Origin of the sequence: Microvirga arabica (assembly GCF_016811235.1) — a bacterium.
GTDB lineage: Bacteria > Pseudomonadota > Alphaproteobacteria > Rhizobiales > Beijerinckiaceae > Microvirga > Microvirga arabica.
This window is the reverse complement of record NZ_JAFBID010000002.1, coordinates 69,467-96,369: the sequence shown is the minus strand read 5'-3', so window position 1 is coordinate 96,369 and position 26,903 is coordinate 69,467. Positions and strand designations below refer to the sequence as shown.

Annotated in this window: 24 protein-coding genes; 11 read left to right on the top strand and 13 right to left on the bottom strand. The window is 57.9% G+C overall.

Features of this window, described 5'->3' with window-relative positions:
* Nucleotides 1-963 precede the first annotated feature (963 nt).
* Complete coding sequence (locus JQC81_RS01675) at nucleotides 964-1,920, top strand: site-specific integrase (protein ID WP_203269972.1); 957 nt, start codon at nucleotides 964-966, stop codon at nucleotides 1,918-1,920.
* Nucleotides 1,921-2,438: 518 nt separating this feature from the next.
* Here JQC81_RS01675 and JQC81_RS01670 read toward each other — a convergent pair.
* Together JQC81_RS01670 and JQC81_RS01665 are read right to left on the bottom strand one after the other, a co-directional pair.
* Entirely contained in the window at nucleotides 2,439-2,762 is a 324-nt protein-coding gene (locus JQC81_RS01670) for a hypothetical protein (protein WP_203269971.1), read from the bottom strand.
* 285 nt (nucleotides 2,763-3,047) lie between these two features.
* Nucleotides 3,048-3,551, bottom strand: a complete 504-nt coding sequence (locus JQC81_RS01665) for a hypothetical protein (protein ID WP_203269970.1) — start codon at nucleotides 3,549-3,551, stop codon at nucleotides 3,048-3,050.
* Between the two features lie 44 nt (nucleotides 3,552-3,595).
* Between JQC81_RS01665 and JQC81_RS01660 the strand changes: the two genes are divergently transcribed.
* On the top strand, nucleotides 3,596-3,949 hold the full coding sequence (locus JQC81_RS01660) for a hypothetical protein (RefSeq protein WP_203269969.1): 354 nt from the start codon (nucleotides 3,596-3,598) through the stop codon (nucleotides 3,947-3,949).
* A 495-nt stretch (nucleotides 3,950-4,444) separates the two neighbouring features.
* Here the strand turns inward: JQC81_RS01660 and JQC81_RS01655 are convergent, their stop codons facing one another.
* Both JQC81_RS01655 and JQC81_RS01650 read right to left on the bottom strand, forming a co-directional pair.
* Nucleotides 4,445-5,104, bottom strand: coding sequence for a hypothetical protein (locus tag JQC81_RS01655; protein ID WP_203269968.1), 660 nt, complete (start codon nucleotides 5,102-5,104; stop codon nucleotides 4,445-4,447).
* Entirely contained in the window at nucleotides 5,101-6,633 is a 1,533-nt protein-coding gene (locus JQC81_RS01650; protein WP_203269967.1) for an SH3 domain-containing protein, read from the bottom strand. Before JQC81_RS01650 ends, JQC81_RS01655 begins: the two co-directional genes overlap by 4 nt.
* A 1,167-nt stretch (nucleotides 6,634-7,800) precedes the next feature.
* On the opposite strand from JQC81_RS01650, the gene JQC81_RS01645 reads away from it, so the two are divergent.
* On the top strand, nucleotides 7,801-7,965 hold the full coding sequence (locus tag JQC81_RS01645) for a hypothetical protein (protein ID WP_203269966.1): 165 nt from the start codon (nucleotides 7,801-7,803) through the stop codon (nucleotides 7,963-7,965).
* Nucleotides 7,966-9,067: 1,102 nt separating this feature from the next.
* On the opposite strand, the gene JQC81_RS01640 is transcribed toward JQC81_RS01645, so the two are convergent.
* From JQC81_RS01640 to JQC81_RS01630, 3 genes are all read right to left on the bottom strand, one after another.
* The gene (locus JQC81_RS01640; RefSeq protein ID WP_203269965.1) at nucleotides 9,068-9,562 is read right to left on the bottom strand and encodes a hypothetical protein; all 495 of its coding nucleotides are present in this window, start codon (nucleotides 9,560-9,562) and stop codon (nucleotides 9,068-9,070) included.
* Nucleotides 9,555-10,313: a LuxR C-terminal-related transcriptional regulator gene (locus JQC81_RS32870; RefSeq protein WP_246520138.1), complete on the bottom strand. Its 759-nt coding sequence runs from the start codon at nucleotides 10,311-10,313 to the stop codon at nucleotides 9,555-9,557. Before JQC81_RS32870 ends, JQC81_RS01640 begins: the two co-directional genes overlap by 8 nt.
* 400 nt (nucleotides 10,314-10,713) lie before the next feature.
* The gene (locus JQC81_RS01630; RefSeq protein ID WP_203269964.1) at nucleotides 10,714-11,856 is read right to left on the bottom strand and encodes a helix-turn-helix transcriptional regulator; all 1,143 of its coding nucleotides are present in this window, start codon (nucleotides 11,854-11,856) and stop codon (nucleotides 10,714-10,716) included.
* A 1,044-nt stretch (nucleotides 11,857-12,900) separates the two neighbouring features.
* Between JQC81_RS01630 and JQC81_RS01625 the strand changes: the two genes are divergently transcribed.
* Both JQC81_RS01625 and JQC81_RS01620 read left to right on the top strand, forming a co-directional pair.
* Nucleotides 12,901-13,098, top strand: coding sequence for a hypothetical protein (locus JQC81_RS01625; protein ID WP_203269963.1), 198 nt, complete (start codon nucleotides 12,901-12,903; stop codon nucleotides 13,096-13,098).
* A 139-nt stretch (nucleotides 13,099-13,237) separates the two neighbouring features.
* A complete protein-coding gene (locus JQC81_RS01620) occupies nucleotides 13,238-13,966 on the top strand; it encodes a Crp/Fnr family transcriptional regulator (RefSeq protein ID WP_203269962.1) in 729 nt (242 codons plus the stop codon).
* Between the two features lie 88 nt (nucleotides 13,967-14,054).
* Here the strand turns inward: JQC81_RS01620 and JQC81_RS01615 are convergent, their stop codons facing one another.
* A complete protein-coding gene (locus JQC81_RS01615; protein WP_203269961.1) occupies nucleotides 14,055-16,373 on the bottom strand; it encodes an MHYT domain-containing protein in 2,319 nt (772 codons plus the stop codon).
* A gap of 265 nt (nucleotides 16,374-16,638) precedes the next feature.
* Between JQC81_RS01615 and JQC81_RS01610 the strand changes: the two genes are divergently transcribed.
* The gene (locus tag JQC81_RS01610; protein WP_203269960.1) at nucleotides 16,639-16,851 is read left to right on the top strand and encodes a hypothetical protein; all 213 of its coding nucleotides are present in this window, start codon (nucleotides 16,639-16,641) and stop codon (nucleotides 16,849-16,851) included.
* A 616-nt stretch (nucleotides 16,852-17,467) separates the two neighbouring features.
* Here JQC81_RS01610 and JQC81_RS01605 read toward each other — a convergent pair.
* Nucleotides 17,468-17,734, bottom strand: a complete 267-nt coding sequence (locus tag JQC81_RS01605) for a hypothetical protein (RefSeq protein WP_203269959.1) — start codon at nucleotides 17,732-17,734, stop codon at nucleotides 17,468-17,470.
* Nucleotides 17,735-18,351: 617 nt separating this feature from the next.
* On the opposite strand from JQC81_RS01605, the gene JQC81_RS01600 reads away from it, so the two are divergent.
* A complete protein-coding gene (locus JQC81_RS01600) occupies nucleotides 18,352-18,636 on the top strand; it encodes a hypothetical protein (RefSeq protein WP_203269958.1) in 285 nt (94 codons plus the stop codon).
* A 606-nt stretch (nucleotides 18,637-19,242) separates the two neighbouring features.
* On the opposite strand, the gene JQC81_RS01595 is transcribed toward JQC81_RS01600, so the two are convergent.
* The 3 genes from JQC81_RS01595 to JQC81_RS01585 form a co-directional block, all read right to left on the bottom strand.
* A complete protein-coding gene (locus JQC81_RS01595) occupies nucleotides 19,243-19,524 on the bottom strand; it encodes a DUF6894 family protein (protein WP_203269957.1) in 282 nt (93 codons plus the stop codon).
* A gap of 252 nt (nucleotides 19,525-19,776) precedes the next feature.
* Complete coding sequence (locus JQC81_RS01590) at nucleotides 19,777-20,160, bottom strand: hypothetical protein (RefSeq protein ID WP_203269956.1); 384 nt, start codon at nucleotides 20,158-20,160, stop codon at nucleotides 19,777-19,779.
* Nucleotides 20,161-20,191: 31 nt separating this feature from the next.
* A complete protein-coding gene (locus JQC81_RS01585; RefSeq protein WP_203269955.1) occupies nucleotides 20,192-20,539 on the bottom strand; it encodes a hypothetical protein in 348 nt (115 codons plus the stop codon).
* A gap of 487 nt (nucleotides 20,540-21,026) precedes the next feature.
* Between JQC81_RS01585 and JQC81_RS01580 the strand changes: the two genes are divergently transcribed.
* A complete protein-coding gene (locus JQC81_RS01580; RefSeq protein ID WP_203269954.1) occupies nucleotides 21,027-21,233 on the top strand; it encodes a hypothetical protein in 207 nt (68 codons plus the stop codon).
* 738 nt (nucleotides 21,234-21,971) lie between these two features.
* Here JQC81_RS01580 and JQC81_RS01575 read toward each other — a convergent pair.
* Nucleotides 21,972-22,628 (bottom strand): DUF4286 family protein, encoded by a 657-nt coding sequence (locus JQC81_RS01575; protein ID WP_203269953.1) that lies wholly within the window; start codon nucleotides 22,626-22,628, stop codon nucleotides 21,972-21,974.
* Between the two features lie 494 nt (nucleotides 22,629-23,122).
* Here JQC81_RS01575 and JQC81_RS01570 point away from each other — a divergent pair, with 494 nt between their 5' ends.
* From JQC81_RS01570 to JQC81_RS01560, 3 genes are all read left to right on the top strand, one after another.
* Nucleotides 23,123-24,445, top strand: a complete 1,323-nt coding sequence (locus JQC81_RS01570; protein ID WP_203269952.1) for an adenylate/guanylate cyclase domain-containing protein — start codon at nucleotides 23,123-23,125, stop codon at nucleotides 24,443-24,445.
* 1,122 nt (nucleotides 24,446-25,567) lie between these two features.
* Nucleotides 25,568-26,008, top strand: a complete 441-nt coding sequence (locus JQC81_RS01565) for a c-type cytochrome (protein WP_203269951.1) — start codon at nucleotides 25,568-25,570, stop codon at nucleotides 26,006-26,008.
* 52 nt (nucleotides 26,009-26,060) lie between these two features.
* Nucleotides 26,061-26,903: a DUF1194 domain-containing protein gene (locus JQC81_RS01560; RefSeq protein WP_203269950.1), complete on the top strand. Its 843-nt coding sequence runs from the start codon at nucleotides 26,061-26,063 to the stop codon at nucleotides 26,901-26,903.

The following is a 26,903-nucleotide window of genomic DNA, read 5'->3' as shown; positions in this document are numbered from 1 at the left end:
CAGACGGCCTCTTCGGTTGAAGGGGTCCTGTAGCGGTTCATGGTTTGCATGGCGCTCTCGGCAATTTGCTGTTGGACTTGCGAAAAACAAGAGAAGGTGGATTGGTCACGACGCTCAGGTGGTCAGTCGGTTTAAGCGACAAGAGACCGGCGACACTGCTTCTGCCAGCGTTCGTTGAGACGCTCGACATAGGGCTGTCGCCTCTTGCGATGTTCTAAGATGATGTTGAGCTTTCGGGCTTGCTTGGTTTCATTCGCAAGATTGCTGTCTTCGATTTTTAGCAAGTCAATCTCGTGAGAGAAGTCGATCTTCCATATTACGTTTATGATGCCCCTGATCTCTTCAGTAATAACTCCACAATTCGTAAAATCCTGAGAACTCATCCCTCTGTGCGGCATTTTTCCTTCCCAGCGTTATTGGTTATTATATGATACGCGAACAAACTATACGATAAGCATGCGGGATGTGCGGCAGAAATCAACCTGAACCCACTGGTCTCATCGGAAGTAGCTCTTTAGCTTTAGAGCCGGTTCGGCTGCCCCTGGACGTACCGCCAATAATGCCAGAGTTCACTGTCATCTGACGTGGGAAGCGCTGATCCCCCTGCCTGGAGGTCCAGTCCACTGGCGATTCCCCCCCCTTCACCTACTTCCGAAGACCACTCTAGCTGCCCTCCGAAATCGCCGGATTTCGCCGCATACTGTGATCGGCCCGAAAACACGTAGGCTGGCCCTGGGTGGAAGCAAAACCCTGACCCTCTAGCGCGAGAAGCTGCTCCAGAAACTCCACGAGCGCGGCGGCCCGTTTCCGCTCAAAGACAAGTCGCTGAAAATCAAAGCTATGCTTGTAAGTGGCGAACCTAAATAGCTGTTAGCTACACTCTGGGAGAGCGCCGTGTGAGCAGTAGGTGTCTGGCCAAATTTGTGACTAACGATAATGTGGACTATCGCTAATGAGAAGCCTATGACCGATCTCGCCATCGCAACTAATTGCGCCCTCTCTCCTGAACTTCTGGAACTTGAAAACGACGCAGCCGAGATCGCTTCGCGGGCTCGTTCAGTGAATACTGTCCGAGCTTACAAAGCCGATTGGGATCACTTCTCTTCCTGGTGCAGCGACAAGGGCCTCCTGGCTCTCCCTGCCCTGCCCCAGACCATTGCCCTCTATATGACCGCGCACAAAGATCGGTATTCGATGGCGACTCTCAATCGCCGTCTGTCCTCAATTGCTGCGGCCCATCGCATGGCGGACCATCCATTCGATACGCGTTGCCGCGAGATCGCGCTCGTGATGGATGGTCTGCGTCGCACCAAGACGGTCCGCCAGCGTCAGGTCACAGCATTGACCACTCCGCTGCTCAAGCGCGCCCTCGGCTGCCCATCTGAAACCCTGCTGGATCAGCGAGATCGGGCTCTGATCCTGATTGGAATGGCCGGGGCTCTCCGACGCTCCGAGCTTGTCGCGCTTGAAGTCTCGGACCTGACCCTCTCACCCGAGGGTGTGCGGCTCGTCATCCGCCGCTCGAAAGGCGATCAGTTCGGTGAGGGTCAGGTGATCGCTATTGAGCGCACTAACTCAGAACTCTGCCCAGTTACCAACCTGGAAACCTACCTGAGACAAGCTGGGATCGCTCAGGGTAGCGTGTTCCGAGCCATTGATCGCCATAGCAATCTCAAAGCGGGAATGACGGACCAGAGTGTTGCCCTGATTATCAAGAAGCGAGCCTGTCAGGCAGGTCTCGAAGGAGATTACTCCGGCCATAGCCTGCGCGCAGGCTTTGCGACCCAGGCAGCCAAGAGTGGCGTGGAAGAGCGCAGGATCGCTGCCACGACTCGGCATAAGAATATGGAAGTGCTCAGGAAATACCTTCGCGAAGGCAGTTTGTTCGCAAACGCGGTTACCGCTGATCTCGGGCTGTGACGTGCACTCGGACTTCAAACGTTTTGGGACAGGCCGGTGGGACCTGCTGACCTGCTAAATGGGGCAACATCTGTGCAGCGGTCTGGAGGCATGCTCGGAGTTCCCGGAGAACATTGGTCATGTGGGAATAGCAGGTGCCACTATCTGCTGACTTTGGGGACCACTCCGTAATCCAGTGTCCAGTCAACTGGACCTGCCTTTGCTGATAAATACGGAATGACGCGAACCTGCCGTTCCCAGAACTGATGCGCCCTTATCACCTGCACACCATGTACCCGCAGGTACGTCCGTCGTATCTCCTGGCGCATCCGCAACACGGCGTCCAGCAGCCTGTACGGCATTGAGATAAAAACGTCATTTTGCGACCTCGCTGACTTCTGGTCCTGGCGCATAGAAGCCCGCAACGTATTTGATTACCGTCGCCGCTGCACGAGCGACTGGTGGCAGCGGACGGCCAGGAATATCTCCATTTAGATGAGAAGGATAATCGGAGCCGTTAAACTCCGATCCTGTTGCGTCTACAGTCCACCTTCGTGATTGATGTATTCTGCCCATTGGAGCTTGAACATGGTGGCCGCGCTAGGACACGTGAACATGAATCCGATGGCATCGGCATACTTTGTCTCTATGGCCATGGGTTTGATATTGTTCTCGATCAGCCAGCCAAACACATCGAAAACGACTGGTGGGAAGGCGGCACGAACAGGCGTGAGATCGTCCGACCACGCGTGGCAATCAAGCTGGAACCAAAACGCGTAGATCGTCGGCGGTGTTGTTGTTGTTGTGCCGCGACGACGGCGGCGAAGGTGAACGGTAGACGCTGTAGGCGTTGAAGTATTCATATGATGTAAATTCCTTAACAATGATCAATGATAACATTTCGTGACTGCAATTTGCAATATTTTATTGAGATGTTTGGCTTAGCGGTCGGATTTCAGCACCAATAATCTATGGATTAACTGCCCTATGGCCAAGGATGCCAAATAAATCTTGCCGATTTTATCAGGAACAACACGCGAATGGCCTTCTAGGGCATCCACGACGGCATTTGCTTGTTGGTCAAGTCGTCTAGGTAATACCCATAGGGTTTCGGGGTATTACCTTCATATGAACCAACCACTCAGACCTCACGCGGCATTATCGACCCCCAGGTCCAGTTTCCAGTCGGTAGGCTCTTCAAGGATATCGAGATCATCCCGTGTGAAATCAAATACATGCGCGAACCGAGCAACCCGATTGAGCGGCAGAGCCTGCGCGTCACGAGCGGGGACACGGATTCCAGACGCCCTCAGCTTCCTGATTATCGCGTACGCGGTCTGTGAATCGACACCCGAATTCTGCCGCCCGTAGAGCCTATCAAGCGCGTAGCCACGGTCAAGAACTTGCAACTCGATGATGGCAGGAGAAGGTCGGTATTCGAGGAAGGCAGAGCGTTGAAGAGCGCAGATCATCGCTTTATCCCGCAAGCAATTGCAGAAGCGCCGACTGGCATCCCGGAGCGCGGCAGCACTGCTGAGGTACACAAGGTCCGGATCACCCTCGACTGGCGGCGGCATGCAAAACGTCGTTGCACGTGACAGCCAGCTTTTGACCCACTGTCCGAGACTGGTCTCACTCTTCAGCGTCGCCAAGGAGGCGAGAAGCTGCTCATCGTAGGAATGATCAGCCTGATAATGTGATCAGCATCCACCCTGCTGCACTTAAGAAGGTCCTGACCTGCGCAACAGAATTGCGGGAGATGATGGAACGTGGTGACATGGAAGGTGACCATGCCCTGTCAGAGGCGTTCCGGTTTTTCCTTCACAGTGTGGTGGTGCAAAAGCCTGATGGTTGGCGCAAGGAGCCAACGGTCGAAATTCGCAGTCCGTGGATGGCTTTTAATGCGAATCCGCCGACAGCCACTGCATCCAGTCTGTCGGGGGGATTGATGGTAGCGGAGGTCCGTTTCACCCGCTCCCCATACATACAGAGACCATTGTTTTTCCTGGGCTCTAACGACGATACGGCTCAGCTTGAGGCGGGCACATAGGAGAGATCGGACAGACTGGTAAGGCTCATCGTCCCAGCCGCCCTCCCCGTCTGAATGAACCCAAGTCGCACCGAGATCGTTCTTGTCTTGTTCTAAAGCCCTGTCTTCGCTCCATGATCGACCGGCTGTCTGACTTCCCGTGGGTGATCGTCAGGGCTGATTGCCCCGTCTGCCCTCATCGCAAGGGTCAGTACCGGCGGGCTCGGTTGTCCGACAAGTATGGAGCCGACATCCAACTATGCGACTTGATAGACAAGATTGCTTTCGATTGCCTCTGGAAGAGCCATGCGGGAGAGCGGCCTCCAAACCAGTACGATTCCAAGTGCAAGGCCCGATTCACGGACCTTGAGATGACCAGCCGCCCTCCCCCGGACCTCCCGCCTATGATGCGGAAGCTCACGGTCATCCGGGGTGGAAAGCGGTGACGGTGCATAGGAGAAGTCCGATCCGGCTGACCCATCAGGACTGGAAATCGTTGTTCCCGAATTTTACCGCTTACCAATCCTTCTGTTTGATCCTGCGGATCTCGCTGGGCATGCGCCTGATCCCATCATCGACAGGACCCTGCGTCTGCGTGTCTGTGACTTCCGGCTGCGACGGCTGCTCGCGGCTTGTGAACTCTTCCAAGCCCAGCGCCGCGTCGATGCTCTTCTCGCTGATGCCAACAACGGCCCAGGCCATCTCCTTGGCTTCATCATATCCTTTTTCAAGGACCACCACGCCGCGCAACTGTCCGGAAGCTGATCGCTGAACAACCGTCCTCAGATCACTCGTGAACACACGCTCGTCCACCTTGCTCACCTGGGGAGCGGCACCTTTTTGCCGAAGCTGGGAGGCTTTGTTCATCTCGGTTTCGATCTCAGTGAAGGTATCACTGCTGCTCACCGTCTTTTTCATGAACTGGACGAAGGCAGCTTCGGCCTGCATCTCAGCAACTTTCTGCGCTTTCAGGATGCCGCGACGATCTGGAAATTCCACCGTCCGCTCAACCCTCGCGGAGACCCGGCGCAGCTTGCCATCGGGCTTGTATTCAACGGAAACTCCATCAACGCCCGCTTCCCAAGTGGCGCTGCCGTCAGGATTGACCGCAACCTCAGCCAAGGCCGAACCCATTAGGGCCATAGAAAGACCCAACACACCTATGATCGTCTTCATGACTTCGCTCCATCGAATTTGACAACGAACTTGGGTCTACGGCTGATAGTTTCGGCATCCACTTCTACAATGAGGTAGAAATCGCTACGTGCCGCAACGACGTAACAATTCTGATAGTTCGACGTGACCAGATTCCAGGGGGTCTGATCGGAGCCATCGTGGTGCACAAAATGCTTTGCATTGGAGCTATGGTTCTCTCCGAAGCGATGCTCCTTGATGATCTCGCCTTCCTTGTCCACGAACGACAGCCGAAGGTTCGGGATGTCGGTTCGCATGCCCCCTGCGTTAACCGCCATAATACTCTGGCGCGGCCTCACTTCATCGAACGTATACACGTCAAAGAAGTCATCCCCGCCCTGCCCGCGATTCATCATCTCGGTGTATTTTGATGTGGCCCAGAACTTGTTTCGCAGAATGCCGACAGAGAAGCCGGATCTCTGCCTGTTGTTCACTTGGCATGAGTAGGTCATGTTCCGCGCCCATGGGTGGGCGGCGACTTCCTCTTGGTTGGAGGCGATCTGCCGGTAAGTTTCGACCAGATTCCCAAGAAAGTTCTGCTTGAGCCTCACGGAAACCGGGATGACAATGGTGGCGGTCGTGTTCATCTTTCGCGTTTGCACGTACTGCAACGTGCCCCGGTCGTTCGACAGGCTCGATTCGGTGAACATCTTCGGCTGGCCAACACCGATGTCACTCACCTCGCCTGCGAGGATTGTCGCCTTCCGTTCGTAAACGATCTCCTCCGCATTTTTTTGCTTATCGATATTTTCAACAATGGCGATGGGAAGATCACCACCAAGCTCGCCCTCACCCTGCCCAAGCTTTTTCACATAGGCTTTGAAATCATCAATGCGAATGGAGACCTTGGCATCCACGCGCACGAACTTTCCGTCTTGGGTTACCTTGACCGGCTCGAAGCCTCTGATCGACCCTTGTGAGTATTCGCGCACCTTGGAGTCGATGGAGACGGTCTCCGACCGAATTCCTTCTTGAATTGTCAGTTGAGTGTCGGCATCAATAAAGGTTCCGACCACCTGTTTGAGGGCGTTTTCGGCAGCATTCTTTGATGCACCTTCAACGTCTTCACCAATTCCGCTGGCAAGAACGGTCCTTACGATCCGTTGTGCTTGGCCCGGCTTCTCGTAAACCTGTCCTGTGCTGGCCTTGCTCGAAGATCCCGCTTCAATGTCCGAGAAATCGTCGCCCGGCGTGGCTGCTTTCTGCGATTGCTTCTGCGACAGTTGCGGTTGCTGCGGTTCTACGTGGACGAGGAGCGAATTGGCCACATACCCGGCCTCCCTCCCATGCTGCACCTGACACCAGACCTGACCGGTTTCGTTCGCCTCGCAACCATTGGTCCTGACCGTGGTGCCCGACTTGATCTCGGCTTTCTTGCGGAAGGCGGCGGCAGGCCCCTCACGCAGAGCGGCAAACCCATCACTGAGTGGGGTCTTGATAATGGCCGTGCTGGCACCTGACGCGGCAGCGGGTCGATTCCCGGGGCGCCGTTCTGCTGAACCAAATCGCACACTATCGAATTCATCCGGCGGGGGACGTTGCGGCGCGGGATACGCCTGGGGCTGCCCCTGGGGACTGTATGGATATTGTCCCTGCGGCGGATAAACAGCCGGGCCTTGCGGAGGATACGGGCCTCGCGGGTAGCCGGGACGCTGCTGTTGCGGTATTTGCTGGAGAACCCCGCCCAGAATGGACCCGAAAATATCTGCGGGGTTCTGCGCAGCCGCCGGGGCTACACTACTAAGGATAAGGAGACTGGCTCCAACCAAACCGCAACATCTCATCGTTTTACTTTCGGTTCGCCACCTCGATTTGATTTTCAATGCAATCTTCGCTTTGAGAAAGTGCCATTCGTGAGTAGCAGCGCCTCAAGGTTCGCGCCGCGTCCGTACGGGCCGAGGTTGAACCAAGCCCGTACAGGGGTGTCCTGCACCAGATCATCAGCACGGTTGCGGCTGTTAGTGCACGAGATGGCGAAAGACTGCAGGCTCGGCACAGTGCCAGCCTTTGGTCGCACACCGCAATTTTAGCCGCTATGCTGAGAGTTCTGTCGCTTTCAAGAGACTAAGGTGGTGCCTAGTGACAGACCACAACTATATAGAACAATCAGTAACTTAGCAGATCTGGCAAAGCCTTGTTCTTTCCTGGCAAATACAAGGTTTCTGCTCGTGACGTTCCACAATCAATGGCGTCACCTCCGAGCCGAAATAAGGCCGAGCGAAAGCTTAGACTTGTAGAACTAGGTGAGACCTTCGCGACAGCGTTCTCATTCTGTTTTAATCAATTATTGGGCTGCAATGATCGAGCGGCGTCTGACGTTTCATAGGGAATCGTTCGAGTCGATTGCCCCACTGCCCCCATCGGATGAGCCAGTAACGGCTCGCCCGACTGGCCGAGAAGTTCGGGGCTGACATCCAGCTATGCAATCTGCTCGAAAGGATCGCCCTTGACTGCCCAATGAAGTCCTTGCCGTGGGGACGACCTCCTGGACCGTATGATCCTAAGTGCAAGGCCCGGTTTACTGATCTTGAGAGTATCAGCCGTCCTCCCCCAGACCTTCCGCCTGGAATGCGGAAGCTGATGGTCATTCGGGGTGGGAAGCCGTGACTCGAACATCTGGAACCCCAGCCCCGCAACCTTGTTGGCCGATACACGCCTGCCTCAAGGAGGCCAAGCTGATGATCTGCCAGTTCTGCCACCAGGATGTGAGCGATCCCTGCCACGATCCGCAGGAAATGCGGCAGCGAGCCATGAACCACATTGATCGCTGTGAGAAGGCTCTGAAGGAGGATATGAGCGACGGGATCAATCCCAGCGATGGTCAGAGCGCTGGAAGCATCTGAGCCGAGGTCCTAGAGTTCAGACATGCCATGGTGGCTGCCGACGATCTCAAGGAATGCTGACCAGTGGGACTGAGCCCCCAACTCTTGATCAGTCGCTAACCTAAGCCCTGACTTGTTCGCGTCGTGCGAGCCGCTCCACAAGCTCCGCCAGCCGAGCCGGGAGGGTAGTTTCGACTGGGCCGCAAGACACCCGCAGTCGCTCCCCAAGGTTCTGAAATTCACGCGAGTTCAGCAACTGACTGGACATACTCGTGGGTGGGGGAGGAAACGGGGCTGCCGGGGCTTCAGGTGGAGGCAAGGCTCGCATCAGGACACTCTGGCTGGCGGCATCAATGCACCGCTGAACGCCCCATGTACTCGCCCTGTTTTAGGGTCACTTGCTTACAAGGCACTGGGATTTTGTGGCGAATGTACGGTCAAGGTGTTGAGCATCTTCTGCGGCAGCACCTCTCTGCATCCTCGACCGCAGACTGTCGGAAGCCCACTCGATCCCAGGCTCGCGTTTAGCATCGGGGGGTGGTGCGCCCTTCAGAGGGTTCTCGGTTATGGCCTGGAAAACATAGAAGCCATTGTACCGCACACCGGCACGGGCCGCGCACTCATGGAAGCCACATGGCGCACGATCCTGCTTGCGGAGAACTCCTGCAAACGCCCACGCGTCTGCCTTGATGAAGCAAGGCACCGGGCAGTGTTCAGGCACTGCGCAGAACAGCATAGGCCGCTGCTTGTTGCGGAAGAGGTTGTACGCGCACTCCCGCAGGTCCGAACCGGCTGGTGCCGCTTCATCGATCAATCTCATGGAGCATCCCCCCTACCAGCCGCGTGCGCTCACTTCTTGGGGAGGGCCTCGCAGGCTTGCGCCAGTGCCCTATAGGGCGACGCGCTGTCCGATAAAGAGCTTGATTCGATGTATATGTCTGTCGGGTTCCCAACACACGACAAGATAAAGTGAAGCTTACGCCTCACTGTCGCGACCATTGCTTTAAGCTTAGCCTTTATTAGTAGCTCGAAAGTGGGATAACGCCAGCACCTCTTCAGCAAGTCAGCACTAACAACAGCCGAAACTTTGCCTTTTGTTGTTCCAAAGCCCGGCTTGAGTTCGTCACCGCCCGAACAACGTCGCGATCAGGCCACCCCGCCTGCGGCCATCCCGATGCTCATCCTTGACCTTGAGCGGTTCGGGAGCAGACAACGGCTCAGCCACAGGCTGAAACTCGATCAACTGCTGGCTTGCCGAGACCGGTTCACCTGATTGCTCAGGCTGTGGCTCGCGTAGGATCTCCGTGACCGTGCCGGTCTCCGGCTTCAGCGCAGGCTCCTCAACATTCTCCTCTGTCGCAGACAGCACTTCAATCCGGCCTGGAAAGTCGTTCGGGCATTCGTAGCGCACGTAATCCTGGAAGCCGGGTCTGACGCGATGCTCCTGGTCGAGGATAACCTCATGCGTAACCTCGACCACGAAGAAGCGCCCTTCCGGTGTCGTCACATCAACCCGCCGAACCACACCCTCCAGGAAGCTTGTCAGCGAACCCGGAGGATGGAAGTGGACACGGACCTTATCGCCAACCGCAACCTCGCTCGTCACCCCCTCAGCCATTCGCAGACGCTCCACCTTGCTGCGGCAGGCGCTGAGATGCCCACATGGCAGCCTGGGTGCGGTTTGAGGCCCCGATCTTGCGCAGGATGGCTTTGACGTGGACCTTGATGGTGGCTTCCGTGACATCCAGCTTGCGGGCGATCACCTTGTTAGGCGCTCCCTCTCGCAGGCAGCCCAGGATTTCCGCCTCTCGGGGTGAGAGCTTGTAGGGCTTCAGATCAGGCCGGGCTGGGTCTGCGGTGTTATCCCGGAGCGACTGGTCCCGGTTAGAGAGAGCCCCGTCCACGAAGGCACGAAGCACTTGTGAAGGGACCACCGCCTCTCCGAGCATAACCATCTCAAGGGACTTGATCAGAACGTCAGGGCCGCTTGCGGCTGAACAGAAGCCGTCCACCCTTGCCCTATGCGCCATCGTAACGAAGCCGAGGTCGAACTGATCCGCCAGCGCCACGATCCGTGCTTCCGGGAGGTGCTCTCGCATCTGCCTGATGATCTCAAGCAGACGACTGCTACCCTGATCGGCGTCGATGATGATCAGGGCAGGTGCCGGAGCGCCATGCTGGCGATGTCCTGTTCCGGTAGCAGCCTCGGTGAGGGCGAACGGCGATCCATGCAGGAAGTGCCGAAGCCATGTGCGCAGCCGGGGGCTGTCACAGATCAGAGATGTTGGGATCACTGGTGTGGGGCTGGTGGACGGGAGATCCGTTCCTGACGAGGAATCGTGTGCGAGTGTCAGCGTTTGCGCAGTCATCCGTGCCCCCTGCTCAGCTTTGTCCGTTAAGAGAAAGTAAATGAACGATGAGAGCTTCGTCTGTCGGAAACCAGACCAAAATCAGGTTAGAAGAATACTCCTAACTGTGACACGCAGTCACATTCCTGTGACCAGACCGGCAACTGGCCGGGTTTGACATGAGTTTGCGTTGAACTCTTGTATTTGCTGACCGAGGTTGGCCTTGCGCGACTTCAGCGGCGCGAACGGGCACGGTTCGGCATGGCGGTTGATCCGGGTTGATCCGGGCGGTTAGATGTACAACCAGCATCAGGCGCTTCTCTGCTGCGCTGCATGGGACCATCCGAGCTTAAGCAGCAGGAGATATGACCGCCGTACCCTGTGCAGATCAGACGCTCTGGACCTTATGTATGCGAATGCATCATCGCAGAACCTGTGTCACGAGTCCGACTAGCACCGCCTGTGTTGTTGCTCCGGTTTTCGCAAATATCGCCTTGAGTTGGGAACGTACAGTTCCCACAGAAACGCTACCGGATGCGGCAATCTCCTCCAGCCGATCACCCTGCGACAGGGCCGCAGCCACTCGCGCTTCCGCAGGGGTCAGTCCGAAGACTTGCGTCAAACGTTCAACTGGGAGTTCTCGCCGACACTCTGGGTCAACAATGGACACCAGCACCGTGCCACCTTGACCGGTTGGAACTTGGGCGGAGTACGGAAGGGGCGCGACTGTCAGGGCGTATCCACGCTTCCCAGATGGTCGCGAAACGGCCATGCTACCACCAACTGCCACCCTGCCTGAGTTCAGGCGCAGGGCTGACGCGCACAGGTGCTGAAATCGCGTGTTATCGCCAGAATTAAGCATTCGCAGTCTTGTCGCGTCCAGCACGATTCCGTCGCGCTCTCGCGCCAGTGCCAGCATCGCCGAGTTGACAAAGACTGGCTGGCCCTTGGCATCGAGAGTGGCAATGGCTCTTGGGTTCGCCTCCAGCAATCCGTCCAGAATGCTCTCTAGCTGGACCTTTTGCGTTTCCAAGGTTCCGAGCCGATGCGCCATATCAACGGCTTGTCGGAGGTGATCCATGAAGATGCGAAACAGGTCCAAGCTCTCGCTCGAAAACGGACCTGTCCCCGCCGAGCCTGAAACCGCCAATGCATAGGTTAGGTCCTTGCTTGGCCTGCAATAGCCGGTGGCATGATACTGAATGCCGATCCGGTCTTTCTCCCAACGGCAAAAATCGGGATAGTTCTCAGCATTATAAGTCGGATCGATGCCGTCGAGGTAGATGAGCGCATTCGGGCGGGCACGCTCGAACAATGCCTGCGGATTTCGTGCATGATAATGCGCGGCATATTCCTGAAGAATGCTGTCGAATGGGAGGTCGCGGTATCCCGCCATGGCCGATGTGAGGACCTCGTTCCGGTTTGTCCGGTGGAGGACCAATGTTGTTCCGTAAGCTCCTAGTTGCTCGGCAATAGAACTTGCCACTGTAATCCATGGCGTCTTTTGAAAAGCAGCATCGTAGGCGCTCATAATGATGCGGTGAACCCGCTCATCAAAAGACATAGCAATAGCTCCCGCAAGCTCAGGCAATAGCCCACAATACTATAAGCAAATCGATCATCTTCGTTCAAGATGAACTACTCTATAGGATGGTACCGCACTGTGACTGTCGCAGTGAAGCACGCCTGATGCCTGTCCGTTGTCTACTGAGGGGTTCCCTTTGGTTGGCGTGCCGACGCTACAGGGAAGCATCAACAGCCAGTTCGCCTGAGCCCTTCGGGATCGGCACAGGCAGCCGCTACAAGCAGCGAGCAGCTATCGTCTAATCCCTATTCACACCGGCATGAAGATCTCTTGTGCTGGTCGGGTTCTTCGCAAGGGCCTCGTTCGCCCTCTGATACCCTGTGCTCCACTTCTACCCTGTGCTCCACTTCAGGTTGCCATCTTGCGCGAGGTCGCGACCTTCAATGGCATCCGGACGCTAGATCCGGAAGAGACACGGCACCGTCGCTTGTCATCTCCCAAATGGGAGAAGAACTAGGCTGGGAACAGCGACATCCTGATGCTCTGATTTGCTCGGGGCTCTCCATTGTCGTGTAACTTTCTGATTGTGCCATTGCCCCCTGCGGAAGTGATTGCAGGAGATGAAATTTGGGTGCGACTTCCCTGAACCTACTGAACGGACAAATCATCGACTGTTTCGGCTTTCTGGCCTCTGGTGCCACTTTATACACCTTTGCTCAGAAGCGCATGTTGCCGATGAGAGTGGCCGCGATCACTGCCAATGTGTTTTTTATCGCGTATGGGGCTCTCGGAGCGATTTATCCCGTCCTGATACTCCACGCGATCCTACTCCCTCTCAACGTCAGGCGCTTGCGCGAGCAGCAGACAGATCAAGCGCAGGCTCCTCCGGAGACAGCGCTCCAAAGGCGCAACGTGACGCTCATGGAGCAGTGGCGTCGAGATAATCGGAGATCATCTCCTGCCATGGCGAACCACAAGCCGGGATCTGCGGCGAATAGGAGCAGTCGGCTTAGCCGCAGTTATCGGGCAGCCAGTTAGGCTCGGACGCGCGGGAATGTCTCAATGATCACGCCAGAGAGACCTATGGCACAGGAAGGCCGAAAGTTGGATGAGCCACCCACCTGCACCCGAACCATCATTGCATCGCTGTACTTTATTGGGCTTGCGGCGGGCGGTGTGGTCCTGAATGACTGGATCGAAGGCCGACTTGTGCCCTCAGAAGGGGCAATGCTCATCCTGGTCTTTGCCTGCATTGCAGGCACAATCCGTTTGATCCGTTAACGCCGTGACTCTGTGTGAACAGGACAACAGCGCGGTTTCGCTTGCTCCTGTTACCCTCTTGGCATCTGGCTCCACTGGACGAGGATCAAAGGCTCCCCTCGCAATGTTGTCTTACAGGCAAAGAGCACAAAGCCCTGCTATGGCACCGACTTCGAAGGCTCATCACCGCAAGAACTGGCTTCTGGCTGCCCTGGAGCCTGAGGATCTGGCGCACCTTGAGCCGCACTTGGAGACCGTGATCCTGCCGAAAGGCACTGTGCTGTACGAACCTCATGATCCGATCCGCTACACCTACTTCCCACACGACGCGATTGTGGGCCTGATCAACGTCATGGAGGAAGGCCAGTTCGTCGAGGTGGCGTCCTTCGGGCGGGAAGGCTTGTTTGGGCTGATCAGCGCTATCGTCTCGCGGGAGGCTTTCGGGCGCTACAAAGTGCAGGTTCCCGGCACCGCCTCCCGGATTGCTATTGATCGCATGCAGGAGGCGATGCAGGCTCGCCCCAAGCTGCGGCGGCTGATCCTTGGCTACTCGGAGGCGCTGCTCGCCCAGACCTTTCAGACCGTCTCCTGCAATGCCATCCACACGGTGGAAGCTCGCTGCGGCAACTGGCTATTGAGCACCCGTGACCGCATCGATGAAGATATCTTGCCCCTGACCCATGCCGATCTGGCCGAACTGCTCGGGGTGCAGCGCTCCACCGTCAGCACGACCCTGCGCACGTTTCAAACACAGGGCCTGATCACGCAGCAGCGCGGCGGCATCAAGATCGCGGACCGGACTGGTCTCGAAGAGATCGCCTGCGAGTGCTACGGTAAGATCCGACAGACCTTCGCACGCTTGCTGCCCATACCATCTTCGCCGTTCTGACCCTGCACCGTAGCGGACGCCGATGATCAGGGGAACGAGTTAGGCAACCATCCCAGCGGCCACTGCTCCCCGCGATAGCTTAACCTCGTCAGATCTCGTGCTTCGCCTGATCCTCAGCCTGCTTGGAGCGGAACGGGACCACCTTGCTGTTCGCCGCTGCCATCCCCTCAGCCACGGCTCGTGCGAGGCCATCCTGCCGAAACGGCTTGCTCAGCCTGACGATATCGGGGCTTAGGCGGAACGGCAGGTCGGCGTAACCAGATGCCAGGATGATGGGCAGATGCGGCCATTGCCGCCTGATCGCCTCGATAAGCTGCACTCCGGTCATGCCGGGCATGGCTTGGTCCGTGATCACCAACTCCACCGTGTGGGCGCGACCAAGATAGTCCAATGCCTCACGCCCGGAGGCGGCTTCCAGCACCCGATGGCCGAGGTCTTCCAGCATGGCTACTGTGTTCTGAAGCACCAGCGGATCGTCATCGACAACAAGAACCATGAGCCCTTTGCTGCCTGCGCTCAAGGAGGACACATGACCCTGAGACGCCGGTACGGCTGGCGCGACGGCCTGTGCATAGATGGCAGGCAGCCATATCTCAGCGGTCGTGCCCTCGCCCTTGCGGCTGCTGACCACCAAGCGTCCGCCTGACTGTGCGGCCATGCCATGGACCATCGAGAGCCCCAGACCCGTCCCCTTGCCAACTCCCTTCGTGGTGAAGAACGGCTCCATGGCTCGCGCCAGGGTGGCCTCATCCATGCCCTCGCCCGTGTCGGTCACCGACAGGCAGACGTAGCGGCCCAGGGCAAGGCCGATGCCGTGATCCTGATCGATAGTCTGCTCCTGCGCCGCAATGGTGATGACGCCGCCCTCCGGCATGGCATCCCGCGCATTCACCACAAGGTTCAGCAAGGCCAGTTCAAGCTGGTTGGCATCCACCCGTGCACGGGGCAGACCGAGCGGGAAGCGGGTCTCGATCCGCACCAACGAGCCAGTGGACTGCTGAAGCAGATCGGCCATGTCCTTCACGAGATCGGGCAGATCAACCGGCTCGGGCTTGAGGTCCTGGCGGCGGGCAAACGCCAGCATGCGCTGGGTCAGGGCGGCTCCGCGTTGCGCTCCCTGGATGGCGCTGTCGAGCAAGCGCGTGATCTTCGGATCATCGGGCACGCGCTTGCGCAGGAGTTCGAGATTGCCGAGCACCACCGCCAGCAGGTTGTTGAAGTCGTGTGCGACCCCGCCCGTTAGCTGGCCTACCGCTTCCAACTTCTGGGCATGCCGCAGCGCTTCCTCCGCCTTCTTGCGGGCCGTGACATCCACCACCCCACCAAGAACATGCAGGAACCGACCGTCCCCATCCCGTTCGACCCGGCCTGAGAAGAGCACATCCAGGACCGCCCCACTTTTGGTGATGAGGCGGTACTCGGCGTCTTTGAACACCCCATCACGCAGCAGCTTTGGCCAGAGTTCGCTTCGACGTTGGATCGCGTCTTCGGTCATGAAGTCGGTGATCGGTCGCCCCACCACTTCCTCGCGCCGGTAGCCCAGGAGATCGAGCCACGCCTCGCTGACATGCTCGATGATCCCGGCCTCATTGACGGAATGGAGCGGTAGCGGGGTCTTCTTGTACAGGGTGCGGTACTGTTCCTCGCTCGCCCGCAGGGCGGCGGCTTCGCGCTCGGCCAGCAGGGCGAAGCGGCGGTCGAACATCGCGGCAATCAGCGCCAGGAAAAGGATCAGGAAGGTTGCCGCAGCAATCGCAAGGGCGAGGGTTGTCTGTTCCAGGCTGGCCTCCCCGTGGGCCTGATCGATGCCGGGATACGCGGTGAAGACTGCCGCATGCATGGCGGCATAATGCATGCCCGATACGGCAATTCCCATTGCCACGGCAGCAACCACCTTCTGACCCAGACCAGTGTTCCGGAAGGCGAGCCAGAGCGCGACCATCGAGGCTCCGATGGCGATCAGGACGGAGATGGCCACCCACACGCTGTTATAGCTCAGATCGGCGGGCATCCGCATTGCCGCCATGCCGGTGTAGTGCATGCCTGCGATCCCGAGCCCCATGACAAGGCCGCTGAGCGCCAGGGCTTTGAGGCCAGCGTTTGGCCGGATCACCACCAGAAAGCCGGTGCCAGTGACGAGGATTGGCAGGGCGAAGGAGACCGCCGTCAGCCCCAGATCATAGCGCACCGGCATGTCCGGCATGCTGAAGGCCAACATGGCGACGAAGTGCATAGCCCAGATGCCACCACCCATGGCGAAGGCGGCAGCGGCCAGCCATGCGTGCTTGGCCCAGCCCTGGGCCATCCGGATGCGACCCGCCAGATCGAGGGCCGTATAGGAGGCGACAGTCGCGATCAGAGTGGAGAGCACCACCAGGGTGGTGTCGTGACTTCCGGTGACGGTCATTGGGCCTTGGAAGCCTCGCTGGACAGAAAGACTATGTTCTTAATGTAGGGGTGAGACCCACACTGAACAGTGTGGACAGGTTCTGCGGACGCTCACCAAGCAGTACGGACTAAAGGTTAATGCCCGATCCATTGACCTTAAGATGGCCGACTTCTCTCCTCTAACCTTCCGCTCCGCAGCCGGTTCGATATCCTGTCAAGCCTTTATCTCTGATGCGGCTCCTCTAGCTTGAACGTTCACGATTGATTAACGATGGATGGGATGAATGGACGAGTGGCTGCCGATGAAAACTGCGCCAACGAACGAAGATGATGTCCTGCTCTGGGTGGAGCGCGTCGAGATCGGGTACTTCAGCAGCGTCTCAGGCCGGTGGCTGTCGCGGGATGAGCGTCATGTCCATGAGCGCCCGAAGCGCTTGGAACCCGTGGGCTGGATGCCACTTCCCACTGCGCCAGCCGTAAAGGCAGAGGCGGCTTGAGCTTGCAGCCTTATTTGGAATGCGAGATCCAGAGGGCTGCTGACTAAATACGAAAGTTCCGGCCAGAGCATTCGGGCACGTCGCTTAAAGCCTCGCCGTTACGAAGCGTCATGCACTTACCGCAGGTCAGCAGTTACAAAAAAGGGCAGCCATGCTGCCCATTTGATCTCGCCCATTGTTCAGACAAGAACTATATTTTGCAGTGCAATACAGCGATTGACGTCGCCGTGTTGCTGCCCTTCTTGGGCGTTTCCTCCCTAAACTTCGGGCCGCTCTCTAGCGGCCTTTTTTCTTAGGTGGCTTGTTCTAATCAAAGCCACAGGCGAGCCGCAAGTAGACTTCCGGCGTACGCCAGTAGTCCGTTCCCACTCATGCGACGCCGCTTGTTAAGCACAGCACGCCCAGCGTGTCTGTCTGGAAGCCATCAGACTGCAAACTCGATCCTGCCAATTTGGCAAGCGGGTGCTTCATCTTCCTGCTATCCGAAAAGCGCGGCAACCAAGCCTCCGGGTGGGCATGGCTCCACTGTGATGAGAAAGTAGCACTGACGGCATCCAAGGTTGTCTCTGGTTAACAACAACCCGGAGCAGCACTGGCCACGAACAGCAAGGCTGCCTTATCCTGCGTTCGTTTTAGGATGGACGAGCCCCGTCCTTTTCCATTTCAACTGGTACTGGCGGATAAACTCGCGCAGGGCACTGGCTTCATCGTCGAGACCCCCAGTGGCATACGAGGCGACAACATCTGCAAGCTGGCGGACAATCTGCTCCGGCGTTCCGCCTGCATCCTCAAGCGATTTCACATGCGCCCGTGCGGCTGCCTCAAAATCGTTGTCGGAGGAATTCTCTTGAGCGGCGTTCGAGAAAATACGTTCGTGAACCATGATCTGCCTTGATGCACAGCCTTCTGCGGGCTGTCGCACGTCCAGCCTGTTTGAAGGTCAGGCTCGGCACAAGTGGAAGATTTCTGGCAAAACGACGCAGCCAAGAAACCTGTTTCGGCTCCCCACGTTTTCCGCTGTTTAACGTGCAGGCGACACTTCGCCTGCCGGTTTCGGTGTCAGATTTCTGCGTATGAGCGTTTCAAACCCATTCTCTTCGAAAGCTACCGCCCACTGGGGCGAACTTGCCGCCAAAATTGACGAGATCGCCGAGCGGGCCGGTGTCGCCGCTCGTGACAGGCTCACCCTTGAGACAACCCTGGCTTCTCTCCCTTGGCGGGAGCGGCGAAGGCTGGGACTGATCTTGGAGGGCGTCCGCATGCAAGCCGCCAGTGAGGACCTTCGGACTGCGGTGGACAGGATGCTTGGTCTCGCAGGTGAGGTCTGGGCCAGCGGGCCTCCACGAGATGGACCTGAAAGGTCCCGTTAGATTTGTTACGGACTGCTGCCGAAAGGATCGGCAAGGGAGAGGCTCTCGACCGCCTAACTTCCGAAAGCAGGCAAGTGCCCGATACGAATAAATCCGATCTTTTGCCCGTTATCCACAGGCCACCACGAATATGGTTAACGCATTCTCAACGCCCCGCTACTTCTACTGTGGCGGTGATTTGGAGGCGGCGGTGGGAAGCATCAGTGAAGGTGGAAGGCGTGTTTCGCTGATCTCTGATGAGGAGCTTCTGCGGACCATCGGCGAAGACCTCCGCAGTTTCTACATCGACATTATCCGCCAGCCCTTACCACCGAAGATCGAAGCTGCCCTGGCCCGCATTGATGATGCACAACGCCAGAATAGCAACTTGGGCCGACCCGCAGCGCACTGGGCTCAGAACTCACTCGCGGTTTAGACGCTTGCAGCAACCTAACTTGCTCCATGAGCTTCAGACCACCCTGGCAGCTTTGGCCGATGTTGAATGCCGGTAAGAACGGGACCGCGAGCGGTTGGTGCAACGGTTTGGCCCTGGTGCTGTCAAGCAGCGGCTATGGGTTGAGCGGGAACGACGCCTTGAGGCGGAACGGAAGCCTTACCGACGCAAACTGGAACAGCTTCAGCGGCGGATAAGACGAGGCTTGTTCTTTGGGCTGTGAGGAGCGTCAACTCCTCGGAATGACATCCCAACAAGATCTGGAAACGTTTGGTTGAGAGGCTGGCTAAAGCCCAGAGCTAATGGGATGCAGGTACGATCTCATCCTCTGTAACCACACGCTCCGTCCCCTCTGTTGCACTCTTGATGCGATAGAGGGGAGTTCCGTCCATAGCCAAGGGCAACAGGCGGACAATCTGATGGATGCCGTTGCGGGATTTATCCAACAGCAGCACCCTCATGCGAACAAGCTGATGAACATGGAACCTGTGCGCCATCGGATCCCCCATGGGGTGGATGACGCATTATGGCGGGGCCGCTTTGTGCTGCGGGCATTCCATTGCTGGGTATGTTGTCTCCCCTTGAGAGCTATTCACCCTCGTCACCACGCCTGCCGTGGTGTGGTTCGCCTTGCTCCGGTTCCTTGAAGGGTACGGTCAATAGCCGCTCACCAGCCTCATCAACAATCTCCACCCTGAACTCGTCCTTCTGGTCAGGAGGCAGATCTCTCCAGTACGGAACGACTTCCATGAAGACCTTGGCGACCCGTCGTGCAGCATCATGTGCCGCCTCAATGTCAGGCAGGTCAAAGCTCTCGGGATACTTGATACGATTGTGCTGATTACAGACGAAGAGAATGTACTGGGGCATGGTGACAGGAATATTAGCCAGCAGGACGGCACCAGTAATCTGCCCAGAGGGATAGGTTCAGGGATGCCAGCCAGAGGCTTGCAAGTTGTTTATTCCCAGGCAAGCCCCACCAAGACCGCAATCAGTACCCCAAGGACGCTCAGCCCAAGGGCTAGGATCAATGGAAGCACCACAGATTTGAAGCCATGATTGGTCATCGGACTGCCCCCATGGCAACCCTTTGGATAACGCGGAAGAGGTCTAGCGGGTGCCTCAACTCGGTTTGTCTGGCTGGCATGCCGGAAGGGCAAGGTGATTGGTCAAAATGCCGACAATCTTAGCCACGTCACCTCGGGGAAGGGCAAAGGCGACTGGTCCATAGGCCGGGTGGTTGAACGCAAGGAGCGACCCGTCAATCTTCGCCACCTGAACGTACCACATGGGATCGGTGATGGTGGTGACCGTCGTGCCGTCGAGCGGTTCGATCCGCTTCCCTTCCAGCATCTGCATTCGTGCTTGCCCGAAAAGGTTGATCACCTGGGTCAATTGCTCAAGGCTCAGCGCAACTGGTGCGGACGGGCCTTCAACAGGGCCGATCTCGACGGTCACGGATTGCCGGTCATCAGCCACTCGAACGCCAACGCGTGCTTCAGGCATGACACCCCTCCTCGATCAGGGAGTGTGGTGGCTACGTACTTGTGGCGGGAACCCAGCCCAGTTGACCGGCTACATGGCTGTAGAGTTGTGTGTTGAGGAAGCGGTCCTTGACGGCCACAACAAGGTCGCGCCGTCCGGAATACCGCCAGCGGGGGCTATCCGCTCCCACAGCCGACACCAGAACTTCCGTGTCATACGACACCAAACCATGATGCCGGTTGATCTCAAAGTTGATCCGGTATTCGTCAGGGCGCTTCTGCCCGCCGTCCTGCACCTTCACCTGAGCGACCACCAGAATATCGCTGCGCCCGCGCAAGGGTTCGGCTGATAGCTTCAGGGTATCCCACAACACGGATGGCGGCGTTCCAAACTCTGTCATGGCCGCTCTCCACCTTCTCAAGCAACTCCTATGGCAACTGAGAACATAGAAGGATGGCAACACTTGTGGCTGTCATCGCAGTCGCCACAAGTACCCCATCAATAGGGTCGATTACAGCATGAGACCTGTCGCTGAATTTCAGTAGATGCTTGATCAAGGGTCAGCCCACGCAAAAGTTAACATAGGTTAACGCCACCCGCACCAACTGGTTCTGCTAACCGCCGCTGGTAGTTCCTTGAGCGCCCACAGACAAAGAAAGGGATCGGAAGCAGTTAGCTCCAGATCCGTTCAAGTCTGTACATGGGCCTACCCTATGAGCAGGCAGGGCCAAAACTAGTCACCCACAGATTCAATATGTCCATCGTTCGATAGTCGAGCCACCTGCTGAAGATGGTGCCAAACCTGCTGGTTTCCCCGAAGCGCCTCAAGCGAGGCTCATTCCGGTCATGATTGATGGTGAGCCTGAGTGGTCCTGGGAGGGGTGCCCATGACGCACATGGATGATCAGGTTGCCAAGCACATCAAAGCCATGATCCGCAGGATCACGAGGAAAGCTCCCGACAATCCCGAGAAACCCTGGCAGCCTGAGACGCTCCATCGGGCTGTCAGGACACTCAAGGGAGGCCCTGATTACGCCTATGACTTGCTGCCCTTCACACACTCATCCTGGCGCGACGAAGGTCCAAAGTCCTGATGGTACTCGTTCCCTACGCGTTTCTGTTCTTCTACAGCCGGGATTGAGGCTTCTGGTTCTCATAATCCTACTGCTGGGTAGTTGCCCGATTATTGCCAAGGTTTGAAGTCATTGCTCTTTGCATTGCAGAAGTAAGTCATTTCACATCACCAACACCCTGATAGGTGCTGCTGGGCTTGATCAACGGTCACGATGGTGGCCGCTTGGCACCCCAATCATGGCACCAAGCCCGCCATACGAGCGGAGTAACTCCTCAGATGTGTTGATACAATCCGCCTGAGAGACAACAATCTCATAGGTCTTAGGCGGCACATGGATGAAGTAGGGGCGTGCTATGGATAGCCTGTCGATCCTCGTTGTCGCCATTGGCGTTGTGCTTGTGGCTCTTGTGGTGGCTCTCGTCGTGATTGACTACCTCTATCCTGTTTCTGACGTGAAACTAAGCGGGATATACGCGCGTCGGCCCCCCAAGCGTCAAAACTGATACTTCCTGGACTTGAGGATGCCGGACTGAGTCAAGGCAATGGATTGGGCCGGATCTCGGAAGTGCCCTTGCTCCCGTTCAGTGCCAGAAAACCCAGAGCGGATGATAAAGCGACTGCGTGGCGCATGAGCCAGCCTTAATGGTCGCTATCAGGCGACCCAAAGAGCCATGAGATCTGTGTCCAATCATTCGACGCAAGCCTGCTTACGAAGGCACGTATGCGGAGGGGGTGCTCACGGAGTCCACGCGTCGTCTCAGAAACAGATGTGATCGATCCTGTAGAGATCGCGGGTAATGTCTGGGCCAGCACCACTCTGCCGCAACAGTTCGGAGCGGTCTTGCGCCACCACCGCTTCGTCATAGCCTTCGACCAGCAACACCCAGTCGGCCACCGCCTCCTGACCACCCCGAAGGGCTGTTTCGCGGGTTGGTTCTCTGCTTCGATCCTGATCTGCAATCAGAAGAGAGGCGGCACAGAGACCCTGTTGGTGCGCCAGCGACTGCGCCTCGCTTGTCAAGACACCGCGCAGGTGTGCGTCGCGTCCAGGTTGAGGAGAGAACCGGATGGTCTGAAGACAGCGGCCCGCACCCGATCCGCTCGATGCCGCAACGCGACACAGGCTCCGGTTCATGTTCCGCAGCGCAGGCATAACTTGCTGGGTCCAGTCCGTGGGATGGTTCAGGTGCTCCAGGTAGGTTTGCGATGTAAAAACATCGGGGTCTCTGACGGTGTACAAGACCAGAAACTGAGGCCCAGAACCGACAACGGAGTACCGGCGACCCTGGTGGAAGCCAGGGATCGCAAGCCGCTCCCTCAAGTGTTCATGGGAGTGCCAGTCGAGGTACTCGGCCTTTCGACCGTCCTCGACATCGTGCCATGCAATCAGCGCACCTGATCCAGCCCAACCCATTGGCACCTCCCTGGCACGTCATCTCCCGACCGCCGCCCGATCAAGGCGCCATTCTAAACCGTGCCGTGCGAGGGGTGAACCATCCCTGACAAGGCGGCGCTTCTTGGCACCTGAAAATGGTTTCGTCGAAGCGCGAGATCATCGCCCAGGCGAGAACGTCAATGTTCTTGGGTCCGATCAGGTGGCTCCATCAACTCCGGGGGTCGATGGGCGGTTCTACAAGCTGGACGGTACGCGGCTGACGCTGAGCGGAGCCCTAGCCAAGAATAGTTTCCCTCCCTCAATGAGGCGAAGGCTCACGGACATCAGAGCACAAGAACTAAGACCGAGTTCCCCGACCGAACAGGGCCACGGCGTTCTTGACAGCCTCGTTGGGCCGGTAGAGCCTTTTCGAACTGTTCGACGGCAGTTCCAGCAGCCAAGAGTTGGCTTGGAAGCTTTGTTGAGCACCTCTGAGGGATAGCCGCTCACCTCACAGCATCATGAGACAAGCCATGGAAGTGGAGGTCCATTACGCCCGTAGCGGCAATCTCCGGATCGCCTATCAAGTGATCGGCAACGGACCGCTCGATCTGGTGTTCGTGCCCGGCTTCATCTCCAACCTCGACCACTATTGGGATGAGCCCACCCTGGCCCACTTTCTCTCACGCCTCAGTTCCTTCAGCCGTCTCATCCTCTTTGACAAGCGGGGAACCGGGCTCTCCGACCGTCTCGGGAGCTTACCGACTTTGGAAGAACGCATGGACGACGTGCGGGCCGTTATGGACGCGGTGGAGAGCAAGCGGGCGGCTCTCTTCGGCATTTCCGAGGGCGGCGCAATGAGCACGCTATTCGCCGCCACTTATCCTGAGCGCACCCAGGCACTCGTGCTCTATGGAGCCTATGGTCATTTCCCATCCTGGGTCCTGCCACCCGACAAACTCCCGGCGTTTCTTGAGATGATCGAGCAGGACTGGGGAACTGGCACAAGCCTGAAAGCCTTTGCACCCAGCAAGGTGTCCGACCAGCGTTTCAAACGATGGTGGGCACGGTTCGAACGGCTCGGGGCCAGCCCCTCTGCCGTCATTGCGCTGATGCAGATGAACAGCGAGATCGACATCCGCCACATCCTTCCGGCCATCCGCGTGCCAACGCTCGTTCTGCACCGAACAGGTGATCCAAGGGTCAGCGTTGAGGCAGGCCGGTATCTTGGGGCAGCTATCTCTGGTGCGAAGTACGTTGAACTACCCGGCTCCGATCATGTGGCCTGGGTCGGCGATGTGGACCGTCTGACAGACGAGATCGAGGAGTTCCTGACGGGAGCACGGGCCGTCCATGAACCGGACCGGGTTCTGGCGACGGTGCTGTTCACTGATATCGTCGAGTCCACCAAGAAGGCGGCGGAGCTTGGCGACCGGCGCTGGCAGAGCCTCCTGGAGCAGCACGATCAGGCAATTCGAGAGGAACTGGCTCGTTACTGGGGGCGGGAGATCAAGACCCTCGGCGATGGTTTTCTTGCGACGTTCGATGGTCCTGCGCGGGCAGTGCGATGCGCGAGTGCCATTACCGAAACCGCAGCATCTTTGGGCTTGGAGGTCCGCTGTGGGGTGCACACGGGAGAGATCGAGATCAAAGGCGAAGACATTAGCGGGATCGCCGTCCATATAGCGGCGCGGATCGCGGCACTCGCAGGGGGCGGTAAGGTGTTGGTATCCCGGACGGTCCGGGATCTCGTGGCAGGATCTGGTCTGTCACTGGAGGAACGAGGCGAGTTCGCCCTCAAGGGCCTCAACGAGAGCATGCGTCTGTACACCCTCGCGACGGGGCAAGGAGCATAAATCCACACGCAAGACCACCCGCGATCTTTGAGAGCCCCGTTAGCTGGCACTCATACGCGTCAGCCTAACGATATTGGCTCCTTGGGCTTCGATGGCCCGAAGCTTTCGCTCCAGGTCCTCAACCTGTCGGGAGACAGCATTGAGATTGGACCTGACGACAAAGAGATCTGATGCCGTGACCCCGAGAACTGATCCTGAGGCTGGCTCCGTCCCTGGTGCCTTCTCGCCTTCCTTTGGAGCCTGCGGACGGTTGCCGACCATCCAGGCCCATATCCGTTTCACCAGCGTTATGAGCAGGACGAATAGACCGGCTCCAAGTGCTAGAGCAATGCCAAGAACGGCCACGGCGGTTAGCTGATCCTCACCAACACTCATTGTAAAACCATTCCACTCCCAGTCCGTGGCTGGTCGCACGCCGCCGACTGTTATTCCGATGAAGTATGGTGAGCGTACTACATCTGGCGAACGAAATAACCCTTCCGAGACGGATCGAAGCGGGGTTATTTCCAGCATGATTAATGGCAGAGCTTGTGGAGCCCTCCGATGCCTGCCAATGACAATGCCCCAATTTCCCGAACAATCCTCGTTGCTCGGCCCATCCCCGCCGCTCGGTCTAAGGCGAGAACCTCTTAACAGAAGCAGCGGGAGACTGGCTCGGTGAAGATCCGTCTCCCTAGCAAACACTCCTCGCCCACAGCCTGCCGCCCGAGCACCTCCGTCGCACGTCCCGTTCAGTTAAGAGCCGTGCCGCTTCGGTGTACCCGCTGGACTCGAACACCGCCATGCCAACCGCCGGTAAGCCGGTCGCTTGACACGATGGTGCGCAAGTCATCAAGCCGCCAGCGGAACCCGTTGATATGGCTCCAGACTTTGCGCCACTGTTCCTTCTCGGTTGCCGCACGTCCTAGCGTGAACGCCGCATAAGTGCCGAAGGTGATTAGGTTGTCGGCAAAGAGCGGACGGGAGCCTGCAAAATCCTGTCCCTGAACTTCAAGTCTGGAGACGGTACCATTTCGCGCCATTGGTTACTTGAGCCGAATGGTTCGTTCTAACACTCATGCCCCTCTGGCCCTATCAGCCAGGGAGAGTCATCCTCCGGGCGAGCCAGAAGGAAACGCGACGATGCGTAAAACCACCGTAGTTTCAGCCAGTGTGTTGATGCTCAGCGGGCTCGGAGTGCTGGCCCAGCAGAGTGATCCAATTCGTCAGCGCCAGAATCTGATGAAGAACAACCAGGAGCAGATGCGAGCATTGACCGGCATGGCCCGAGGACAGGCTCCTTTCAATGCAGCGACAGCCCAAGCCGCCCTCCAGCGGATCGAGCAGAACGCCCGACAGGTCCCTGCCCTGTTCCCGACAGGCTCGCAGCAAGGCAAGACCGATGCTCTGCCGGTGATCTGGGAGCGCAAAGCTGATTTCGATGCCCGTGCGGTCAAGCTCGAACAGGATGCCAAGACGGCTCAGACCGGGATCACGGATCAGGCCAGCTTGCAGGCGGCGGTCCAGCGGGTCGGCCAGAACTGCGGCGGCTGTCACGAGACCTATCGTAGAAAAGAAAGCTGAGAAAGCAGCCAGGGGCAGAGAGAACAAAACCTTCTTTGGGAGGGGGGGTACAATGCGTTACCCCAAGGCTCCGTGGTTCCTGCCTGCTCTGGTAACAGGGCTCCTGGTGGTTGCTCCAGCATGGCATCGCCCTCCGACTGAGGTTGATCTGGCCCTTGTCCTGGCGGTTGATGTCTCCACCTCCATGGACCGGGATGAGCAGGTCCTCCAGAGGCAAGGGTATGTCGAGGCATTCCGCTCGCCCCTGATCCATCAGGCGATCCGCAGCGGCATGCTGGGGCGGATCGCAGTCACTTACGTCGAGTGGGCTGGAGCGCACCCGCGCTTCCAGAGTATTGTTGTCCCTTGGACGGTGGTGGAAACGCCCACGGACGGCATCGCCTTCGCAGACCGGCTGGCCCGCGCTCCCGTCAGCCGTGCAGCGAGTACTTCCATCGCTGAAGCCATCGAGTTCAGCATGGCTCTCTTCCCGTCCGGTCACTTCCTGGCCGCGCGGCGGGTGATCGATATCTCTGGTGATGGCTCGAACAATCAGGGTCGCTTGGTCACAGAGGCGCGGGATCAGGCGGTTGCGCGGGGGATCACGATCAATGGTCTCCCAATCATGCTCAAAGCCCCGGATCGGCGGGAGAATGCGACACTGGATGCATACTACCGCGATTGTGTGATCGGCGGTGCGAATGCCTTCATGATCCCAGTCCGAGAGCGCCAGCAGTTCCTGACCGAGACCAGGGCTAAGATCGTCCGCGAGATCACAGGTGGGGGTGGACTGAGCACGCTGGCTCAACCTGTCGGAGGGCGACCATTGACCGATTGTGACACCAGTGAGAGCCTGTGGGACGAACTCGCACCGGAACCTCATGCCCCGAGGCTCGGGGCAGGACAGGAACTGTAG

What these genes read in the sequence shown, in the direction of transcription:
- JQC81_RS01595 (WP_203269957.1), bottom strand. Translation starts at nt 19,524, where the DNA reads ATGCCCCAGTACATTCTCTTCGTCTGTAATCAGCACAATCGTATCAAG.
- JQC81_RS01615 (WP_203269961.1), bottom strand. Translation starts at nt 16,373, where the DNA reads ATGACCGTCACCGGAAGTCACGACACCACCCTGGTGGTGCTCTCCACT.
- JQC81_RS01620 (WP_203269962.1), top strand. Translation starts at nt 13,238, where the DNA reads ATGGCACCGACTTCGAAGGCTCATCACCGCAAGAACTGGCTTCTGGCT.
- JQC81_RS01565 (WP_203269951.1), top strand. Translation starts at nt 25,568, where the DNA reads ATGCGTAAAACCACCGTAGTTTCAGCCAGTGTGTTGATGCTCAGCGGG.
- JQC81_RS01590 (WP_203269956.1), bottom strand. Translation starts at nt 20,160, where the DNA reads ATGCCTGAAGCACGCGTTGGCGTTCGAGTGGCTGATGACCGGCAATCC.
- JQC81_RS01575 (WP_203269953.1), bottom strand. Translation starts at nt 22,628, where the DNA reads ATGGGTTGGGCTGGATCAGGTGCGCTGATTGCATGGCACGATGTCGAG.
- JQC81_RS01605 (WP_203269959.1), bottom strand. Translation starts at nt 17,734, where the DNA reads ATGGTTCACGAACGTATTTTCTCGAACGCCGCTCAAGAGAATTCCTCC.
- JQC81_RS01570 (WP_203269952.1), top strand. Translation starts at nt 23,123, where the DNA reads ATGGAAGTGGAGGTCCATTACGCCCGTAGCGGCAATCTCCGGATCGCC.
- JQC81_RS01560 (WP_203269950.1), top strand. Translation starts at nt 26,061, where the DNA reads ATGCGTTACCCCAAGGCTCCGTGGTTCCTGCCTGCTCTGGTAACAGGG.
- JQC81_RS01580 (WP_203269954.1), top strand. Translation starts at nt 21,027, where the DNA reads ATGACGCACATGGATGATCAGGTTGCCAAGCACATCAAAGCCATGATC.
- JQC81_RS01600 (WP_203269958.1), top strand. Translation starts at nt 18,352, where the DNA reads ATGGTTAACGCATTCTCAACGCCCCGCTACTTCTACTGTGGCGGTGAT.
- JQC81_RS01655 (WP_203269968.1), bottom strand. Translation starts at nt 5,104, where the DNA reads ATGAAGACGATCATAGGTGTGTTGGGTCTTTCTATGGCCCTAATGGGT.
- JQC81_RS32870 (WP_246520138.1), bottom strand. Translation starts at nt 10,313, where the DNA reads ATGACTGCGCAAACGCTGACACTCGCACACGATTCCTCGTCAGGAACG.
- JQC81_RS01670 (WP_203269971.1), bottom strand. Translation starts at nt 2,762, where the DNA reads ATGAATACTTCAACGCCTACAGCGTCTACCGTTCACCTTCGCCGCCGT.
- JQC81_RS01640 (WP_203269965.1), bottom strand. Translation starts at nt 9,562, where the DNA reads ATGGCTGAGGGGGTGACGAGCGAGGTTGCGGTTGGCGATAAGGTCCGT.
- JQC81_RS01610 (WP_203269960.1), top strand. Translation starts at nt 16,639, where the DNA reads ATGGACGAGTGGCTGCCGATGAAAACTGCGCCAACGAACGAAGATGAT.
- JQC81_RS01625 (WP_203269963.1), top strand. Translation starts at nt 12,901, where the DNA reads ATGGCACAGGAAGGCCGAAAGTTGGATGAGCCACCCACCTGCACCCGA.
- JQC81_RS01645 (WP_203269966.1), top strand. Translation starts at nt 7,801, where the DNA reads ATGATCTGCCAGTTCTGCCACCAGGATGTGAGCGATCCCTGCCACGAT.
- JQC81_RS01585 (WP_203269955.1), bottom strand. Translation starts at nt 20,539, where the DNA reads ATGACAGAGTTTGGAACGCCGCCATCCGTGTTGTGGGATACCCTGAAG.
- JQC81_RS01675 (WP_203269972.1), top strand. Translation starts at nt 964, where the DNA reads ATGACCGATCTCGCCATCGCAACTAATTGCGCCCTCTCTCCTGAACTT.
- JQC81_RS01630 (WP_203269964.1), bottom strand. Translation starts at nt 11,856, where the DNA reads ATGTCTTTTGATGAGCGGGTTCACCGCATCATTATGAGCGCCTACGAT.